The sequence below is a fragment of the uncultured Lacinutrix sp. genome (assembly GCF_947500605.1).
Taxonomy (GTDB): domain Bacteria; phylum Bacteroidota; class Bacteroidia; order Flavobacteriales; family Flavobacteriaceae; genus Lacinutrix.
The window spans coordinates 215,216-234,570 of sequence record NZ_CANMSJ010000001.1; the positions used below are offsets into that span (position 1 = coordinate 215,216).

At 31.3% G+C, this 19,355-nt stretch carries 20 protein-coding genes; 16 read left to right on the forward strand and 4 right to left on the reverse strand.

Annotated elements, in window-relative coordinates; genetic code table 11:
* Positions 1–7 precede the first annotated feature (7 nt).
* The 14 genes from Q0935_RS01030 (at position 8) to Q0935_RS01095 (ending at position 12,845) form a co-directional block, all read left to right on the forward strand.
* Entirely contained in the window at positions 8–1,273 is a 1,266-nt protein-coding gene (locus Q0935_RS01030) for a DUF2130 domain-containing protein (protein WP_299381611.1), read from the forward strand.
* Between the two features lie 120 nt (positions 1,274–1,393).
* The gene (locus tag Q0935_RS01035) at positions 1,394–1,825 is read left to right on the forward strand and encodes an Rrf2 family transcriptional regulator (protein ID WP_299247991.1); all 432 of its coding nucleotides are present in this window, start codon (positions 1,394–1,396) and stop codon (positions 1,823–1,825) included.
* A gap of 44 nt (positions 1,826–1,869) precedes the next feature.
* Positions 1,870–2,334: a hypothetical protein gene (locus Q0935_RS01040; protein WP_299381614.1), complete on the forward strand. Its 465-nt coding sequence runs from the start codon at positions 1,870–1,872 to the stop codon at positions 2,332–2,334.
* Positions 2,331–2,666: a cupin domain-containing protein gene (locus Q0935_RS01045; RefSeq protein WP_299381617.1), complete on the forward strand. Its 336-nt coding sequence runs from the start codon at positions 2,331–2,333 to the stop codon at positions 2,664–2,666. Before Q0935_RS01040 ends, Q0935_RS01045 begins: the two co-directional genes overlap by 4 nt.
* A 23-nt stretch (positions 2,667–2,689) precedes the next feature.
* The gene (locus Q0935_RS01050; protein ID WP_299381620.1) at positions 2,690–4,909 is read left to right on the forward strand and encodes a nitric-oxide reductase large subunit; all 2,220 of its coding nucleotides are present in this window, start codon (positions 2,690–2,692) and stop codon (positions 4,907–4,909) included.
* A 13-nt stretch (positions 4,910–4,922) separates the two neighbouring features.
* Positions 4,923–5,315, forward strand: a complete 393-nt coding sequence (locus Q0935_RS01055; protein WP_299381624.1) for a group III truncated hemoglobin — start codon at positions 4,923–4,925, stop codon at positions 5,313–5,315.
* Between the two features lie 201 nt (positions 5,316–5,516).
* Positions 5,517–5,708, forward strand: a complete 192-nt coding sequence (locus Q0935_RS01060) for a cold-shock protein (protein WP_055437229.1) — start codon at positions 5,517–5,519, stop codon at positions 5,706–5,708.
* Between the two features lie 108 nt (positions 5,709–5,816).
* Positions 5,817–7,157 carry a DEAD/DEAH box helicase gene (locus tag Q0935_RS01065; RefSeq protein ID WP_299381627.1) on the forward strand — a complete coding sequence of 447 codons (1,341 nt, stop codon included), beginning with the start codon at positions 5,817–5,819 and terminating at the stop codon, positions 7,155–7,157.
* Positions 7,158–7,297: 140 nt separating this feature from the next.
* Positions 7,298–8,833: an SDR family oxidoreductase gene (locus Q0935_RS01070; RefSeq protein ID WP_299381630.1), complete on the forward strand. Its 1,536-nt coding sequence runs from the start codon at positions 7,298–7,300 to the stop codon at positions 8,831–8,833.
* 388 nt (positions 8,834–9,221) lie between these two features.
* Positions 9,222–10,115 (forward strand): EamA family transporter, encoded by an 894-nt coding sequence (locus tag Q0935_RS01075; protein WP_299381633.1) that lies wholly within the window; start codon positions 9,222–9,224, stop codon positions 10,113–10,115.
* A gap of 64 nt (positions 10,116–10,179) precedes the next feature.
* Positions 10,180–10,371 (forward strand): cold-shock protein, encoded by a 192-nt coding sequence (locus Q0935_RS01080; protein WP_100996022.1) that lies wholly within the window; start codon positions 10,180–10,182, stop codon positions 10,369–10,371.
* Between the two features lie 405 nt (positions 10,372–10,776).
* On the forward strand, positions 10,777–11,757 hold the full coding sequence (locus Q0935_RS01085; RefSeq protein WP_299381636.1) for an acyl-CoA desaturase: 981 nt from the start codon (positions 10,777–10,779) through the stop codon (positions 11,755–11,757).
* Between the two features lie 98 nt (positions 11,758–11,855).
* Positions 11,856–12,047 carry a cold shock domain-containing protein gene (locus tag Q0935_RS01090; protein ID WP_055437223.1) on the forward strand — a complete coding sequence of 64 codons (192 nt, stop codon included), beginning with the start codon at positions 11,856–11,858 and terminating at the stop codon, positions 12,045–12,047.
* Between the two features lie 492 nt (positions 12,048–12,539).
* Positions 12,540–12,845, forward strand: a complete 306-nt coding sequence (locus Q0935_RS01095) for a GIY-YIG nuclease family protein (RefSeq protein ID WP_299381639.1) — start codon at positions 12,540–12,542, stop codon at positions 12,843–12,845.
* A 350-nt stretch (positions 12,846–13,195) separates the two neighbouring features.
* Here the strand turns inward: Q0935_RS01095 and Q0935_RS01100 are convergent, their stop codons facing one another.
* Both Q0935_RS01100 and Q0935_RS01105 read right to left on the reverse strand, forming a co-directional pair.
* A complete protein-coding gene (locus Q0935_RS01100) occupies positions 13,196–14,101 on the reverse strand; it encodes an EamA family transporter (protein ID WP_299247949.1) in 906 nt (301 codons plus the stop codon).
* Between the two features lie 85 nt (positions 14,102–14,186).
* Entirely contained in the window at positions 14,187–14,594 is a 408-nt protein-coding gene (locus Q0935_RS01105; RefSeq protein WP_299247946.1) for a DUF983 domain-containing protein, read from the reverse strand.
* Positions 14,595–14,789: 195 nt separating this feature from the next.
* Here Q0935_RS01105 and Q0935_RS01110 point away from each other — a divergent pair, with 195 nt between their 5' ends.
* Positions 14,790–15,674 carry a helix-turn-helix transcriptional regulator gene (locus Q0935_RS01110; protein WP_299381642.1) on the forward strand — a complete coding sequence of 295 codons (885 nt, stop codon included), beginning with the start codon at positions 14,790–14,792 and terminating at the stop codon, positions 15,672–15,674.
* 14 nt (positions 15,675–15,688) lie between these two features.
* Here Q0935_RS01110 and Q0935_RS01115 read toward each other — a convergent pair whose 3' ends face one another.
* Positions 15,689–16,129 (reverse strand): redoxin domain-containing protein, encoded by a 441-nt coding sequence (locus Q0935_RS01115; RefSeq protein ID WP_299381644.1) that lies wholly within the window; start codon positions 16,127–16,129, stop codon positions 15,689–15,691.
* Between the two features lie 360 nt (positions 16,130–16,489).
* Here Q0935_RS01115 and Q0935_RS01120 point away from each other — a divergent pair, with 360 nt between their 5' ends.
* A complete protein-coding gene (locus Q0935_RS01120) occupies positions 16,490–18,343 on the forward strand; it encodes a S41 family peptidase (RefSeq protein ID WP_299381647.1) in 1,854 nt (617 codons plus the stop codon).
* A gap of 2 nt (positions 18,344–18,345) precedes the next feature.
* On the opposite strand, the gene Q0935_RS01125 is transcribed toward Q0935_RS01120, so the two are convergent.
* Positions 18,346–19,344: a type IX secretion system membrane protein PorP/SprF gene (locus Q0935_RS01125; RefSeq protein WP_299381650.1), complete on the reverse strand. Its 999-nt coding sequence runs from the start codon at positions 19,342–19,344 to the stop codon at positions 18,346–18,348.
* Positions 19,345–19,355 lie beyond the last annotated feature (11 nt).

Consider the following 19,355-nt stretch of genomic DNA (forward strand, 5'->3'; position numbering starts at 1 on the left):
TAAGTAAATGAAAAACGAAAATCAAATAAAATGTCCTAATTGTGGGACTTCCATAGATGTTCAAGATATTTTATCGCATCAATTAGAAGAGGAAATAAAGCAAAAATACCAGTCGCAAATAGCGGCAGAGAAGAAGCGTTACGAAAGTCAGCAAGAAAAGTTAAAACTAGAAAAGTTAGATTTCGAGAATAAGAAAAAGCGCGAAAACGTGTTATTTCAAGAACGTTTAGAAAATCAGCTTAAAGAAGATAAAAAGGAAATAGAAGCAAAGCTAAAGCTTAAATTAAAGGAGGAATCTTCCGATCAGTTTGAAGCCTTACAAAAGGAATTAAACGAAAAATCTGAGCAAGTAAAAGAGTTAAACCGATCTAAAGCCGAAATAGAAAAGCTTAAAAGAGAAAAAGGCGAACTTAAAGAAGCTGCCGAAGCCGAGGCACAGAAAAAGCTAAACGAGATTCTAACCACAGAAAAGGAAAAGATTAAAAAATCTGAGGAAGACAAAAACGAATTGCGTTTTAAAGAAATGCAAAAGCAATTAGAAGACCAGAAAAAGCTTACCGAAGAAATGAAACGTAAGCAAGAGCAAGGTTCTATGCAATTGCAAGGTGAAGTTCAAGAATTAGCAATAGAGGAGTGGTTGGCGTCTAAGTTTCCGTTAGATACAATACAAGAAATTAAAAAAGGAGCTAGAGGTGGCGATTGCCTTCAAATTGTACACACCAGAACCGAGCAAAACTGTGGTACTATCTATTACGAAAGTAAACGTACTAAAGATTTTCAGCCTAGCTGGATAGAAAAATTTAAAGCAGATATTAGAGACAAAGGCGCTAATATTGGTGTGTTGGTAACCGAGGTTATGCCATCGGACATGGACCGAATGGGATTAAGAGATGGCATTTGGATTTGTAATTACGACGAATTTAAAGGTTTATGTGCCGTATTAAGAGAAGGTATTTTACAAGTAAACAACGCTATAATCACCCAAGAAAATAAAGGTGATAAAATGGATTTACTTTACGATTACCTAACCAGTACAACCTTTAGAATGCAAATAGAAGCGATTGTAGAAGGTTTTACACAAATGAAATCGGACTTAGAAAGCGAAAAACGCTCTATGCAACGTATTTGGAAACAAAGAGAAAAGCAAATAGAGAAAGTAGTGACTAATACTATAGATATGTATGGTTCTATTAAAGGTATTGCTGGAAACGCAATCCAATCTGTTAAAGCATTAGAGTTACCAGGTTACGATGACGACGACGATTTAGAGTAGTATATTTTAAGCAGTATTAATCTCGTGTTTTAAAAGAAAAAGGTAATTAATAAAATATAAAGGATAAATTTGTCCGCTATTAAATATAGCATTATATTTGTCGTATAAATAAAGAAATAGATGTTTTCAAAATCTTGCGAATATGGTTTACGCGCTGTAATTTTTGTAGCTCAGCAGAGCTCGAAAGGAGAGAAGGTGAGTTTAATCACTATTTCGGAAGAGATTAATTCGCCTTCGGCATTTACTGCCAAAATTTTACAACAATTAACAAGAGCACATATATTAACCTCTATAAAAGGTCGCTACGGTGGTTTTTTTATAGAGGATAATAAAATGGATACAAAGCTTAGCGAAATAGTAAGTTTATTAGATGGCGATGCTATATATAATGGCTGCGGTTTAGGTTTAAAACAATGCGATGCAAACTCACCGTGTCCTTTACATTTTAAATTTATTGAGATTAGAGATAACTTAAAGACGATGCTTGAAAGTACATCGTTAAAAGCTTTAGTGGATGATCTTAGTTTGGGGACTTTCATTTTAAAACGCTAAAAAAAATTAATTATAAATAGGATAAAAAGGTCTTTTAATCGATTATGAAAAAACAAATCATTTACAGTATCGCTTTAACTTTTATATGGATAGGTTTTGTAGGCGCAATAAGCTTTATGGAAGCTTGGTTAAAATTTCAAGCACCTAATATTACCACAGCGTTAGGCTTAGGCATTGGGCAGTTAGTTTTTAAAGCACTTAATAGCGTAGAGATTACCTGCGCCATTTTAATACTACTCTTAATTTTTAGTAGTAAACACACACAACGTTTTAAGGCGTTACCGTTTTTAATAATAGCGTTAGTAGTACTTGTTATTCAAACCGTTTGGGTTTTACCAGCCTTAGACGCTAGAGCAAGTTTAATTATTAATATGGTTAAAGTACCACCAAGCAAACTACATCTGTGGTATGTTATTCTAGAATTAATAAAAGTAACAAGCTTAATTATTTACGGTATTAAAAAACTACGCATTCACACATTAGATAATAAACAAATAACAACCACATGAAAAAAGCATCATTAACAGACGACTTGGTTTTTACACCAAACAAACCAGCAATTACACTAATACTAAAAACAGAAACTACTAAAGAAATAAGAATTGCCTTAGAAAAAGGGCAAACCATGAAAGAACACAAAGCACCATTTCCAATAATTGTTGAGGTTTTTGATGGTGCCATAGAATTTGGTGTAAACGGCGAAAAACAACACTTAACAAAAGGAGCACTAATAGCGTTAGACGCAAATGTTCCTCACGATTTAAAAGGGCTAGAAAATAGTATTATTAGGTTATCTCTTTCTATCGCAGATACAGTACAACGTGTACAAAACGTAGGTTAATATAAAAGTAAAAATATATAAAAATGAAAAAAGTTTGGATTGCATTTTCAAGCGTAGTCATACTCTCTTTTATTGCCCTAATTTGGGTAGGAACAGAAGTATACCAAAAACAACCACCAATACCAGAAACGGTAATAATTGAAGAAACAGGAGAGGTAGTATATACAAAAGCCGACATACAAATTGGGCAAAACGTTTGGGAGTCTATAGGAGGTATGGAAGTCGGTTCCATTTGGGGACATGGTAGTTATGTTGCTCCAGATTGGTCTGCCGATTGGATACATAAAGAAGCCGTTTTTATGCTAGATGCATGGGCTAAAAAAGACTACAATACGACTTACGATAATTTAGATGTAGAGCCTAAAGCAGCCTTAAAAGCGCGTTTAATTAAGACCATTAAAACAAATACTTTTAATCCTTTAGATAAAAGTGTTACCATAACGCAAGAGCGTTACACTGCTATTGTTAGCAATACGGCACATTATACCGATATTTTTTCTAACGGTTATGAGCAATATGCCATACCAAAAGGCGCACTAGAAGACACCGAAAAATTAGAGCAGCTAAATGCCTTTCTATTTTGGACTTCTTGGGCAGCAAGTACTAACAGACCAGATAAGGAGTATACTTACACATCAAACTGGCCACACGAACCTTTAATTGGTAATACAATTACTGCCGATTCTCAAATATGGTCGGGATTCTCGGTAGTATTATTGCTATTATTTATTGGGATATTAACGTACTATTATCTTAGAAAACACGAGAAAGGAGAGGCTGTTATACATCCTAAAGAAGATCCTTTAGGAAAATTAGTGCTTACTAGATCTCAAAAATCGGTTTTAAAATATTTTATCGTCATATCACTATTAATAGGGCTTCAGGTAATATTAGGCGTATTAACAGTGCATTATACAGTAGAAGGTCAGGCCTTTTTTGGTTACGATTTATCTAGTGTATTACCTTATTCCATAACCAGAACTTGGCATACGCAATTAGCAGTATTCTGGATTGCAGCCACATGGTTAGCAACAGGTTTATTTTTAGCACCAATGATTAGTGGTAAAGAAATGAAATACCAAGTCTTTGGTATTAATTTCCTCTTTATTGCATTACTTATTATTGTTTTAGGATCTTTAGTAGGCGAGTGGCTTGGTGTACATCAGTTTTTAGATTTAACAACCAATTTCTTCTTTGGCCATCAAGGTTACGAGTACATGGATTTAGGTAGATTCTGGCAAATATTTTTAGGTATCGGTCTTGTTTTATGGGTACTTATGGTTGGAAGACACGTCGTATTTGGTATTAGAAAAAATGACGATTCTAAGCATTTATTAATCATATTATTAATTTCTGTAATTGCTATTGGTATGTTTTTCTTTTCAGGATTAATGTATGGCGAAAACAGTAGTTTGCCAGTAATTAACTATTGGAGATGGTGGTTAGTACACCTTTGGGTAGAAGGATTCTTCGAGGTTTTTGCAACAGTAATTATTGCCTTTATTTTTCTAAGAATGAAAATTCTTTCGGCTAAAACAGCAGGACGTGCTTCTATAGCCTCTGCAACAATATTTTTAGCAGGTGGTATTATTGGGACGCTTCATCATCTATACTATTCGGGTACACCAGTGCAAGCCATAGCTTTAGGTGCTACATTTAGTGCGCTAGAAGTGGTGCCACTTACTTTAATGGGTTTCGAAATTAGAGAGAATTGGAACTTGTTAAAATCGCATAAATGGGTTCAAAATTACAAATGGCCAATATTCTTTTTTATTGCAGTCGCGTTCTGGAATATGGTAGGTGCAGGTGTTTTTGGTTTTTTAATAAATCCGCCAATCGCATTGTATTACATTCAAGGTTTAAATACCACAGCAGTACATGCACATACCGCATTATTTGGAGTCTATGGATTGTTAGGAATGGGCTTTATAATTATATGTTTACGTTTTTACTCAGACCGTGTTTGGAGTTCTACAAAACTAAAAAGAGCCTTTTGGTTATTAAATATCGGTTTAGTAGCTATGGTTGTTTTTAGCATGTTACCAATAGGTATTATTCAAGCATATACGTCTATTACAAAAGGCTATTCGTTTGCGCGTAGTGCAGATTTACTGTACTCACCAACGATTCAAACCTTAAAATGGTTACGTATGATTGGAGATATTATTTTTTCTGTCGGAATATTTTACTTCTGCTGGTTTACTATTAACGAAACTATTTACTGTTTAAAAAAGAAAATCTAATACCCATTTTAATATGAAAACAATTGAAGATAGAGCAGATGTTTACAAGTTGGTAACTACTTTTTATGCTAAAGTTAGAGCTGATGCACTTTTAGGTCCCATTTTTAATCATCATTTAACAGATGAGCAATGGCCACCGCATTTAGATAAACTAACCGATTTTTGGGTAACAAATTTATTTGGTGAAGCCTGTTTTAAAGGAAACCCAAGTCAAGCACACCAAAAAGTAGATAACTATTTAAACCATAAAATGGCACAACACCATTTTACACAATGGTTAGAATTATGGTTTAAAACTATCGATTCTTTATTTGTAGGCGAACATGCCAATCGTGCAAAAGAAGCCTCAAAACGAATGGCGATGGGACAACTTGCTAATGTTTGTAGGACTAGAGAACAATTGTAGACAAAAATAAAGTAACTATATTACTGTTAATGGTTTAGTGATATTTAACTTTAAAACTGTAAAAGGCAACATTAAAACTTTTATTTTGCTACTTAAACCGGGATGGAAAGTTGTAAAAACTTATATTTAAAAGATTTAATGTTGTTTTACGGATTAATGGTATTATCTTTGCTGCACATTAATAAATTAAATTACATTACAATGAATAAAGGTACAGTTAAATTTTTCAACGACGCGAAAGGATTTGGATTCATCACTGAAGAAGGTGTTGACAAAGATCATTTCGTACACATTTCTGGATTAATCGATGAGATTAGAGAAGGTGACCAAGTTGAATTCGATTTACAAGAAGGAAACAAAGGATTAAACGCGGTTAACGTAAAAGTTATCTAAGAATATATTCATATTTTTTCAAAAAGTCCATCTAATTTAGATGGGCTTTTTTTATGCTCAATAGTTTGTGCTACAAAAAGTGTGATTATCTTTACCAAAAAATATTTTATGTCAAAACAGTTTTCAGATATTGGGATTAATAAGCAACTTCAAGAAAGTTTAGCGGCTTTACAAATTTCTGTACCTACAGATATTCAAGAAAAAGTTATTCCTGTTATTCTAAACCAAAAAGAAGATGTTGTTGCATTAGCAAAAACAGGAACAGGTAAAACTGCAGCTTTTGGTTTACCATTATTACAACTTATAGACATAGAAAAATCTTCTATTCAGACTGTAATACTTGCACCTACAAGAGAATTGGGACAACAAATTTTTAATAATTTGGAGTCTTATAATGCAGAAAGCATGCAGGTATCTATTGCAGGATTATTTGGAGGAATCCCAATAAAACCACAAATAGAAAGATTAAAAGAAACAACTCATATTGTAGTAGCAACTCCGGGACGTTTAGCAGATTTAATAGAACGCAATGCTATAAACGTTAAAGACATCACCTATTTTGTGTTGGATGAAGCAGACGAAATGGTAAGTGCGCACAAAGAAGGCGTAGATGCTATTATTAAAGCTTTACCAAAAAGCAGAAGAACATTACTTTTTACAGCTACAATGCCAGGAACCATTATGCAAATGGTTCAAAATTACATGTCTAAACATGTAGTGCAAATTGAAGCGAATATGGAATCTGTTGGTCATCAAGGTATCGATCACCAATACATAGTTGTAGAACCGATAGAGAAACTTGAAGTTTTACTTCATTTTTTAAATGCAAACGAAGGACAGCGTGGTATTATATTCTGTAAAACAAAAGCAGCAGTAAATAAACTAGCAAAAAAATTAGCGATTAATAAGTTCTCATCTGGAGCCATTCATGGAAGTTTAACTCAAGGTATTCGAGATCGTATTATGGGTCAGTTTAGAGAAGGTCATATTGATATTTTAGTGGCTACAGATTTAGCGGCGCGTGGTATTGATGTAAAAGAGTTGTCTTGGGTAGTAAATTACCATTTACCAGATACTTACGAAGCGTATGTGCACAGAAGCGGACGTACTGCTAGAGCAGGTGCAAACGGTTTATCGCTTACAATTATACAGAAAGAAGAAGTAGAAGATATTGGTGAGTTTGAAGAAGAGTTAAACATTAGTTTTACACCTTTTAAAAAGCCAGATGCCCAAAGTATAGAAGATAATAATACGTTATTATGGGCTAAAAAAATATTTAAAGCGAAACCTAATAGAGAGGTCAATGAAGGTTTAAAAGGACAAATTAAAACCATATTCCATCATTTAACAAAAGAGGAATTAGTAGATAAAATACTGGCGAATTACTTGATGCAAACCAGTGCGAGTAAAGAAAAGCCAGAAGAGCCTAAAAAGAAGAAAAATAAGTAATTTTTATAATAGAATGTTGTCATTTCGAGTGATTCTGAAGTATAAGGAATTGTACCGAGAAGTTTAACTCTAAATTTTTATCATATTAATTCTGATAAAAAAGAAACACTAGAAAAGACAATACACCGTTAGATAATTTTATGAAGGAAAAGAATAACAATCAAGAGATTGAAAACTGTATTGCAACAATTCAGAAGTTATTGGATGATACCGATCAACTTTTCGAATTACCAGAAGACCAAAGAGTAGCACTTTTTAAAGTCGCTGGTGCCTTAACACGCCCAAGTCGTGAGGAGTTTCAACGCAGACGTAAAGACGCTAAAAAAGCGGCAAAGCGTAAAATGATTGAAAGCGATAAGCATGCTAGAAAATCTACTGGTATTCGTTCGGCTAGAGAAGCGGCTTTATTTGTAGCACCAAAATTATTGGCAGCTGCCGTAATTAACGAAGATACTCCAGAATTAGAATCGCCAAGAAACTGCTACGTTTGTAAAACAGTCTATACTAAATTGCACCATTTTTACGATACGATGTGTACCGATTGTGGCGATTTAAACTATGCTAAACGTTTTCAAACTACAGATTTAAAAGATCAAGTGGCTGTAATTACAGGTTCTCGATTAAAAATTGGATACCATATTACATTAATGTTATTGCGTTCTGGTGCAACAGTTGTTGCAACTACACGTTTTCCGGCAGATTCTGCTATTCGTTTTTCTAAAGAAGAGGATTATAACACGTGGAGTGATCGTTTACATATTCATGGTCTAGATTTAAGACACATACCAAGTGTAGAGATTTTCTGTAACTATATAGAACAAAAATACGACCGCTTAGATATATTAATAAATAACGCAGCGCAAACGGTTAGGCGTCCGTCTGGTTTTTATTTCCATTTAATGGAAAATGAAAAGTTACCTATCGATAAGTTACCAAAGCTAGCACAAACGTTATTACAAGATCACGAAAGTTGTTTAAAAGAACTGTCTAGCTTAAGTGTTGGACCTTCTAAAACAGATAAAAACAATGTATTACCTGTAACTTGGCATGGTCCAGAACCAGGTATTGGGTTAAGAAACTCAGCAGAGTTATCTCAAATCCCTTATAGTTTCGATAACTCTTTACAAACAGCAGAGGTATTTCCAGAAGGTGAATTGGATGCCGATTTACAGCAAGTAGATTTACGTAAAACTAACAGTTGGAGATTAAAATTAGGTGAAATTGAAACTACCGAAATGGTAGAAGTACAGCTTGTAAATGCTGTTGCACCTTTTGTATTGTGTAATCGTTTGTCTAATTTAATGATGAAAGAAAACACAGGCAAAAAGCACATAATTAATGTGTCGGCAATGGAAGGGAAGTTTCATAGGTTTAAAAAAGAAGACAGACATCCACATACAAATATGGCAAAAGCAGCCTTAAATATGTTAACGCATACTTCTGCTGGAACCTTTGCTAAAGCAGGTATTTACATGAACGCAGTGGATACAGGTTGGGTTACAGACGAAGATCCAGCAGCTTTATCTAAAAAGAAAGTGGAAGTACACGATTTCCAACCTCCATTAGATATTGTAGATGGTGCAGCTCGGGTTATGGATCCATTAATAGATGGTATTAATACCGGTAAACACTGGAGTGGTAAGTTTTTAAAGGATTATTTTCCAATAGATTGGTAGAAAACTATTGCTATAATTGATAAATGCTACAAAAAAGTATATCTGTTTTTTCTCATAGACTCATTAAAGATGGTTTTGAATAGAAATACGACTTAATTGGGTTAAAATAACATAACAATAAGTTAATACCGTTGTTTTTAAACACCAGATATACTATTAAATTTACGCATAGGATATTAAATGAAACATAAAGTAATTGATTGTTAAAATCACTAAAAAGAAACATTTAATACCTATAAGACATTAAAAAGCTTCCAATATTTGGAAGCTTTTATGCTTTTTCTATAATAGTTTCTTTAAAAAATAACTTTAAAACAATTCTTATATTATCGCATTTAAGATTGATTAAAAGAACTATTTTTAGCCCTTTAAAATTAACTAAAATAGTATGCCGAAGTCTAACTCAAAAGTCCTGATTATAGTAGCGTTTTTCTCTATTTACATTATTTGGGGATCAACGTATTTACTTAATAAAATTGCAGTTACCGAGTTGTCTCCATTTTTTTTGGCATCCATTCGTTTTTCTTGTGCAAGTGTTTTAATTTTTAGCATTGCAAAAATCATGAAAATGAAACTGTCTATTACAAAAAAACAGTTTCGAAATTCAATACTTGTTGGATTTCTATTTTTAGTCTACGGAAATGGAGTTTTTGTGTGGGCATTAAAGTATGTAGATAGTGGTTTTGCAGCATTATTGGCATCTACACAACCTTTATTTGTATTGTTATTAATGCGTTTAATGGATAATAAAAAAATGAAACCTAAGTCTTTAATAGGAGTAGGTTTAGGACTTATAGGTATGTACTTATTGGTAAGTCAGCAAGATTTAGTAGCAAATGAAGGTGCACTTTTAGGGATTTTTATGATTTTTACTTGTGTTTTGGGCTGGAGTTATGCTAGTGTATTTGTTTCTAAAGCAGATATGCCAAAAAATTATTTTGTGGCAACAGGTTACCAAATGGCTATTGGAAGTATAATGTTACTTTGTGCAAGTTTATTAACCAAAGAAGAATGGATTTCACCATTAGAGTGGAGTACTAATGTAAAAACAGCTATGTTTTTATTAATAACCTTTGGAAGTATTGTTGCTTTTACGGCTTTTAATTTCTTGTTAAAGCAAGTGTCTACAGAGAAAGTAGCAACATCGGCTTATGTAAATCCAATTGTTGCGATGCTTTTAGGTTGGTATGTTTTAGACGAACAACTAAGTACGCAATCTATGGTAGCTGCAGTAGTACTATTAACAGGTGTTTATTTTATTACTTCAAGGAAAAAAGTATAGTGTTTCTATTTGTGGCATTGTAATTGCATTCTAGTTAGTAATTATTAAAATTAAATATATTATTATGAGTACAGGAACAGTAAAATTTTTCAACGACACAAAAGGATTTGGATTTATTACAGAAGAAGGAGTAGACAAAGATCACTTTGTACACGTTTCAGGATTAATCGATGAGATTAGAGAAGGAGACGCAGTTGAATTTGACCTTCAAGAAGGAAACAAAGGATTAAACGCAGTTAACGTAAAAGTTATCTAAGATATATACTTCAAGTTTTTATAAAAGCCCATCATTACTGATGGGCTTTTTTTTGTTTTTGTAATTTTATAGACCAAGCTATTAGCCTATTAATTATAGAAACATTGAATAGTTTAGCTTAAGGCTATATATTTCATCTATATTTACAACTTAAGTTGTTGATAGCTTTATTATATGGGTTTCCTTTAAACTCATTAAACATTTTCATTTGGTCTTTTTCAATTTTTAATTAAGCGTTTTTCAGTATAAAAAATCTGTGCGTCGTATTATTCTAATTTAAAAATTAATAGCATCAATAATCCAAAATTTTCAAGAGATATAAATCCAGACTTCGCAAGAACGTTAAGGTCACGAGTAAATACGTATTTTAAAACACATAAAAAAAGCAGAAACGGTAATGCAACAATGGTTGTTAAGACTATTATTATGCTATCGTTATTTATTGTGCCATTGGCTTTATTGTCTTCCGGTTTGGTAACAGCAACTTGGCAATTATTTGCTTTATATATTCTTAGCGGATTTGGTATGGCAGGTATTGGAATGGGCGTAATGCATGATGCCATTCACGGATCATATTCTAAAAACAAAACTGTAAATAAAATATTAAGTTATTCTTTTAATCTTATTGGAGCTAATGCTACTGTTTGGAGAATACAGCATAATGTTTTACACCATACATATACTAATATTGATCATTCTGACGACGATTTAAATGCGCCATTTTTTCTAAGGTTTTCACCACATGCAAAACATTATAAATCTCACCAATACCAACATATTTATATTTGGTTTTTCTATGGTATTTCTACTATATCGTGGATTACAACTAAAGACTTTGTGCGTTTAAAACGTTATAGAGACATGGGCTTTTTAAACAAAAAGAATGAATATAAAAAAGCCTTAATTAGCATGACAGCGTGGAAACTTTTTTACTATTCTTATGCTATTGTATTACCTATGATTTTATTACCATTTGCTTGGTATACTATCTTATTAGCTTTTATATGCATGCATTTTGTTACAGGTCTTTTAGTAAGTACTGTTTTTCAGGTGGCACATATAATGCATGACAATACTTTTCCTTTACCGGATGAAGATGGCGCAATGAACGATAATTGGTATGCGCATCAATTTGCAACGACTTGCAATTTTGCTCCAAGAAGTAAATTTCTATTTTGGCTTATTGGAGGATTAAACTATCAAGTAGAACACCATGTGTTACCAGATGTTTGCCATGTACACTATAAAAACTTAACCAAAATAGTATCGGATACTGCGATAGAGTTTGGGATGCCTTACCACGTTAAGAAGTCTTTTTTTCAAGCCATTATAGACCATACCAAAACACTTAAGCAATTAGGTAAAAAGGATGCAGTAGGAGCGTAATAATTTCATGTACTAAACAGCAAAATTGTCATTAAAGATGCTTTGGCATAATATTTGACTTGTATAAAGTAATTATTAAAATTAAATATAATACTATTATGAGTAAAGGAACAGTTAAATTTTTCAACGACACAAAAGGATTTGGATTCATCACTGAAGAAGGTGTAGATAAAGATCATTTTGTACACGTTTCAGGACTAATCGATGAGATTAGAGAAGGTGACGAAGTTGAATTTGACCTTAAAGAAGGAAACAAAGGATTAAACGCAGTTAACGTAAAAGTTATCTAAGATATATACTTCAAGTTTTTACAAAAGCCCATCAATTTATTGATGGGCTTTTTTTGTCATATAATGTGACATTATTAATTAGTGTGTCACTGCCATTTGAATGTGGTTGTCATTTAGAGGATTTTTGTCATTGTGAGCGCAGCGAAGAATCTCTTTTATAAAACAATAGATTCTTCAGTCGTTCATCCTTCTGAATGACAATACATTGATATTTTTTCATTACAAGTAGAATTAAGTGTAGCGATATAACTGCTATTAAGAGCATTATTGTCATTCAGGTCGCAGCGAGGAATCTCTATTATAAAACAATAGATTCTTCAGTCGTTCCTCCTTCTGAATGACAATGCATTGAGATTTTTTTTCATTACAAGTAGAAATGTTAATAGTTTTATAGCTGTTATTCAGAACATTACTGTCATTCAGAGCACAGCGAAGAATCTTAAAATTCAATAACATAACCATTAACAAAAGATTCTTTTATATCTTTAAGTTATGAAAATTCATGCTTCCCATAATTACTATGTTTATATACTTACAAATAAAAACAAAACAGTATTATATGTTGGAATTACTAATAATTTAAAAGAAAGACTCTATTTTCATAAAAATCCACTTCCTTTTTCAAAAGCATTTACGAGTAAATATAAATGTTATTATTTAATTTATCATGAGCATTTTTTTAATATTGAAGATGCTATAAAAAGAGAAAAACAAATTAAAGGAAAAAGTAGAGCTAAGAAAGAAATATTAATTAGTGAATTTAATAAAAATTGGTCATTTTTAGATGAAACGATTTAGAGCTTCCATTCAAAGTATTACTGTCATTCAGAGCGCAGCGAAGAATCTCTTTTTATAAGGTTGTTAGATTCTTCAGTCGTTCCTCTTTCTGAATGACAATGCATTGCGTTTTTTTATAACAAGTAAAAATGTTAGTAATTATATAGTTGTTATTAAAATCATTACTATCACTCAGAGTATAACTGTCATTCAGAGCGCAGCGAAGAATCTTCTATTATAGAACAATAGATTCTTCAGTCGTTCCTCCTTCTGAATGACAATGCATTGAGATTTTTTTCATTATAAGTAGAGTTTTTAGTAGCTTTATAACTGTCATTCAGAGCGCAGCGAAGAATCTATAGAATAAAGACCTAACCATTAGAATACAAGATTAAAAACACGCCAATCATAATTCCTGCTAAAGGCACTAATTTTTTACGTTTGTTCTTTTCTTTAAAAACAATACCTCCAATTACCACAGCTATAATTAACTGACTTCTTTTAATTGCAGACAATAACATTATTAAAGCTTCAGGATCCTGCAAGGCTTTAAAGTAAAAGTAATCTGCAGCTACTAATAACAAACCAACAGCAACAATAGACCACCTAAATTTAAATGCTTTACGCTTTGCGGCATATGGAAACCAGGTAATACTTAATATAACTAGTAAAATAAGGATAGTATATAAGCAAAACCAAAACTGTAAGGTTTGTGGATTTAAACTTAAATTCTGAATTAAAAACTTATCGTATAAACCACTTGAAGCACCTAAAAACGTAGCACCTATAATGGCAAATATCCATTTGTTACGTTTAAAATTAATACCTTCTTTTTTTCCGATTCGAGAATATAATATCACCGAAAATATAATTAAGAAAAACCCAAACCATTGGTATAAATTAGGACTTTCTTTATAAATTACAATTGCTCCAATAAATGTAAAAAATGGTCCAGCCGAACGTATTGGTGTTACAATAGTTAGTGGCAAATGTTTTAATGCTTGATAGGCTAAAATCCATGAAGCGGCCATTATAGCTGACTTAATAAAAATAAAGCCATGCATTTTCCAAGCAATATCTTGAAAATTAAAACCATTCTCTTTTGCATATTCAGGGTAGAAAATGGAGAGTAAATAAAATGCTGCAACAAATAAAAAGCCACTAGAAACAGTACCTAAAAGTACCGGGAAAACCTCGTTTCCTCGTACTGCATGTTTTTTACATAAGTTATGTAATCCTAAAAAAAGTGCGGCCAATAAGCCTAAATACATCCACATGGCGCGAATATAGTTTTTTAAGAGATTTTGTAATTAAAATGAAGTGAAATTTTTAAGGATTTATATCTTTAAAATAAAAGCCGTGTTAACCTGCAACTTTCTCTCTTGTAGTAAGAGATTTCGTTTTGTTATATTTCATAAATAAGTTAATCCATATGTTTCTAGAAACTCTTAAAATTATTGGTAATGCAATAACCATTACAGTAACTATTAGCACATAACAAATGGCTAAAGAAAGATGGAGTAGAAAGTAAGATAGAAAAAAAGTAGTCCCACCAAAAAAGATACCAACAGGATAACTAACATACATAGCACCAAAAAAGAAAGAAGGTTCTATTTTATATTTTGTATTGCAATGGCTACAACGTTCATTCATAGTTAATGTACTTGATATTTTGTATGGATTATGCACAGTGTACATACTCTCGTTTTGACAAACAGGACAATTTCCAGTGAAAATACTATAAACTTTAGTTCCTTTTAAAAATGACATAATCAAACTGTTTTTATTCTTAATTATATGTTTTTATTAAAAACCACATCTAAATAGTACTTATTTGGGTTTTAATCACCTTTTATATAATTACTACAATTGCTTATTTTAACACTGTAAATGTATACTATTGTTATTGTGTATTACTTGTATCAATGTCTCCATTATTTGTATATTTAGGACATATTTGTTATTATGAAAAACTTACCCATTTTAAATATACAGCAGTTTGATGAAGAAGAGACTTTATCTAATTTCTACAGTAACGATTTAAGAGTACACTTAAAAAAGAATGCAGAAATGGTGCATAAACCACATAGTCACAATTTCTTTTTATGTGTTTTTTTTGCTGAAGGTATAGGTACGCACGAAATAGATTTTAATATTTATAATGTTACAAGAGGTAGTGTTTTCTTTTTAAGGCCCGGACAAATGCATAGTTGGAAATTTACTAGTATCCCAAAAGGTTACATTTTTTTTCACACTCAAGATTTTTATGAGTTTCATTTTTTGAATAAAAAACTAAGTCAGTTTCCGTTTTACTATTCTTATGAGAATCCTCCAAATCTTATTTTAAAAGAAGAGCAACTTGATGCTATAGAAATTAGATTTAAAGAAATAAATAACGAGTATCATGAAAAAGACGCTTATAAAAATCAAAAATTAGCAAGTCTTATTAATCTGGTTTATATCGATTTATCTCGAATTTATACAACTATAAAGTCTAGAAAAGAAGTGTTTTCGTCATCTTACTTACAGGCCTTAAGTATTTTAGAGGAAACGATTGACCAATTTTATAAAACTGAAAAAGCGGTTACATTTTATGCCGATAAGCTGAATATAACTTCCAAACACTTAAACCGAATCACAAAAACAACTATTAATAAAACCACTACAGAGCTTATTACAGAACGTGTATTATTAGAAGCAAAACGATTAATTGTACATTCTAAAAAATCATTATCTATTACAGCTGAGACATTAGGATATAATGATTACGCACATTTTTCTAAATTATTTAAACAAAAGGTAGGAGTAACACCTTTAGATTTTAAGAAAAAATACGAGACTAATAGTTAACGTGTTTTATAATATTATTTATTACTTAAAATACTTTCCAAGGCGTAATACAATCTATTTTGAGCATTTTCTTGTGAGCCAAAAATAGATCGAAAAAGCTCACCTTTTTCAGAAATAAGCAACCATTGTGGTGTGCCTTCTGCATTAAATTGGTTATATACTTTATGTTGCTCGTCTATATAAATGGGAAACGGAACTTCTCCACTTGTAAAAATACTTTTAATGTTTTCTTTTGTGCCTTCTCTGTTTATAAAATCGGCATGGATGCCTGCAACTTGAATTGTTGGATACTCTTGTTGAAATTTATAAGCCAAAGGAATCGCACGACCCGTGCAACCTAAGCAATCGTTATTATAAATAATAAGTAATAGAATTTTATTTTTATAGGCTGCCATTAAGTCTACAGCAATACCATCTAAATTTTTAACCTGTATGTGTTGTATTGGTGTGTTCATTTTTGTCTTTTTTATTGGCTATTACTATTAGCAAATTTAAATGTAAAATTGAATGGTCTAACATTTTTTAAAATATTAATTAACTTAACTATTTTAGTTTCTTAAGGATAAAAAACGAAGTGCTCATAAATCGCGTATTTGAAAATTTATTTACAATGGCACGGAATATTAAAAATATAGCACTTAGGCTTATTTTCTTTTTTTGATGTAAAAACGTGTTGAAAACAATAGAAGTGTAGTGGCTTATTTTTTTATACCTTTAAAAACATTTTATGATTATTTCGATTACTATTGCCTAGAACATTTTATAAGATTTCGATTAAAATAGGTTCTATTATTATTCACTTTAAAAATAAAAAAATGAGAACGTATTTTATACTTGCTGTTTTATGTTTTAGTTCAATTATTGGTTTTGGTCAAAAACTAGAAATAGAAAGAGCGTCACCTTTTACTGCTGTTAAATGGGAAAATAATGAACCCATTGTTCAATTTGAAAATGAATGGTATCATTTTCAAAAATTGGATCATATTAATAAAAAAGAACTTTTAGATTATTGTAAAAAGGAGTTTGGAGATAAATGGCAAAAACGATTTTCTGAAGATTTAGTAGAAGTACTTACAGAAGGATTAAACTACAAACCTAATGTACAGGTTGCATTACAATTGTCTAAAGATGGTGTTACAAAAGAATTCACTGGATTTTTTACTTTAGAAAACAGACAACGTTCGCTTAAATATAATAGAAGCAAAGCTGTTTCTAAAACGAAACATTTATTACCTAAAAAATTAACAATAGTAGAAGCTATTGAAGATTTAAAAGCTTTCGAAAATATATTAGATAACAAATCGTCTTACGCACAACTTTCATCTTTTGATTATAAATCTGCTATTAAAGAATTAAAAGCTTCAATTGAAAATAGGAAAGGAGACATCGATATAAATGAATTTACTAACGCGATAAGTAAAATCATGTCGGAAATTGGAGATAGACATTCATCAATTAAAAATGAAGCCTTCCGTAAAGAAGATCATAAAACGTATAATTTAAGGCTTCCGTTTGGTGTTGCAGTTTTTGATGAACAAATTGTTGCAACAAAACAAGATGTAAATAATGAGAATTATAGTTACTATTATAATTCGTATCCCAATATAAAAAGCATAAATGGAATAACTATAGAAACAATAATAGATTCTTATAATTATAGAGACAAAAAAGCACCAAAGGATGCTAAAGTATATAGATCGAGTAGAGCAATTGAAAAATATGGTGAGCTATTATTTAAAAATAATATTGATTGTTTAGATAGTGTAAAAGTGGTTTTTAGTGATGGCATTACTGATAAAATTGAAGCCTTTAAATTAACCTCTGCTAAAAAAGGATACAATTCTAAGTTACTTAAAGCTAATTATAGTAATATGCTTAAGATGGAAAATGGAGATTTTAAAGGTTTAAGTAGAAAACTAGAAGACAATATTGGATATATTAATATTCCAAGAATGTACAATTATGATGAAATTGAAGGCTTAGAAAATGAAATAGAAAAAGCTCTTGAAAACCTATTGGATACTAAAGCTTTAATTATAGATGTTAGAAATAATCCCGGAGGTGGAAGAGCTATTATTCAAACTTTTGCAAATTATATTATACAAGAAAAACAGTCGCCTTGGGTTGCTAATGTTGCTTATTTAAGAACAGATAAAAAAGAAATTGAAGCTATAGAATCTATGAGTGCGCGTTATTTATATAGTTATAATTCTGAAAAATTAACAGACAACGACAGGCGAGCGATAGATGAGTTTAACAGAAGTTATAAACTTCAAAAAACGTTTGATGCTTCAAAATTCAGCAAACCATTTTATATGGTTTTACACAAAGGAAACAAAAGTTATACTAATCCAGTTTATACATTAGTTAATGAGAATAGTTTTAGTGCTGCATCTGTTTTTACTAGCGCATTTAAAAGTTTACCAAACGTAAAAATAGTTGGTGTAACAACCGATGGCTCTAGTGGTAACTCGAAAACAGCACATTTAAAATATTCTAACATACGTGTAAAAGTATCTACAATGTTATCGTTTCAAAGAAACGGAAAAACCTTAGATGGAAATGGTACTATACCAGATATTAGTATTCCTGCAAACGAATTACAAGTTTTAAAAGGTGTTGACAGTCAACTAAATAATTTAATTAAAATGATTAATAGAGGTTTGTAAAATTATCTTTTATTTAAACCAGCACCTCTATATTTTCTCCAACTTGTTCCTTGAGTACAAGGGCAATCGCTCATACCTTGTAAAAAGTCTATACCTATTGTAAGTGCATGTGTTCCAGAATTAAAACCAGATAAATCGTTAATTGTAATTTGGTAAGAGTAGCCTAAATAAAAACCTTTTTTCATAATTCCAGCCATTGGTCCAATATTTAAAGGTTTTAGCGCTTGGTCATTTAAAAAACGATACGATGCACCAATCCAATAATAATCTCCTGAACGATTAAATTTTCGATATTTAAAATTAATATCTGTACTAGAACGTCCATCGTTATTGTACCTCTGGTAAAATACAGAAGGTTCTATTTCTGTGTTTTTTGCCGTTTGAATTATGTAACCAGTATAGGCTTGATAGTTTAAAAGTTTACTAGGTTCTATTCCTGTAAAGTTATCAATATCTTTTTCTAAAATATTATTAGCGTTTAAACTTAAATAAAACATTTTATAGCGGTAGAGCAGACCCACATCAAAATTACTGTTATTAATCGAACGGTCGTCTGTAATGGTTGGATCTACAATTGGCATTTCTTCGGTACCTACAAAATCTTCAATATCAATTCTAAAACTATTAATATTATAAGAGAGACCAAAAGATAGATATTGCTGCGATTTATAATCTAAAACAATATGATGTGCAAAAGAGAATTTAACACCTTTTTGGCGAGTGTTTCCGTTCTTATCATTATAAAGAGAAACACCAACACCTGTTTGGTTTGCAATTCTAAAATCGGCATACAAAGCCTGATTATCTGGAGCGTTTTTTATGCCTACCCATTGTGTTAGTCCGTTAGCTCTAACTCTTAGGTTATCTCCAATTCCTGCGTAGGTTGGAGAAATAATAAAATCGTTATCTGCTAAATATTGTGTAAAAACAGGCAAGTTTAGTTCTTGCGCATAATTTAACGAAGTAATAAAAAGAACGATATATAGTGTGAATTTTTTCATGTGATTCGGTT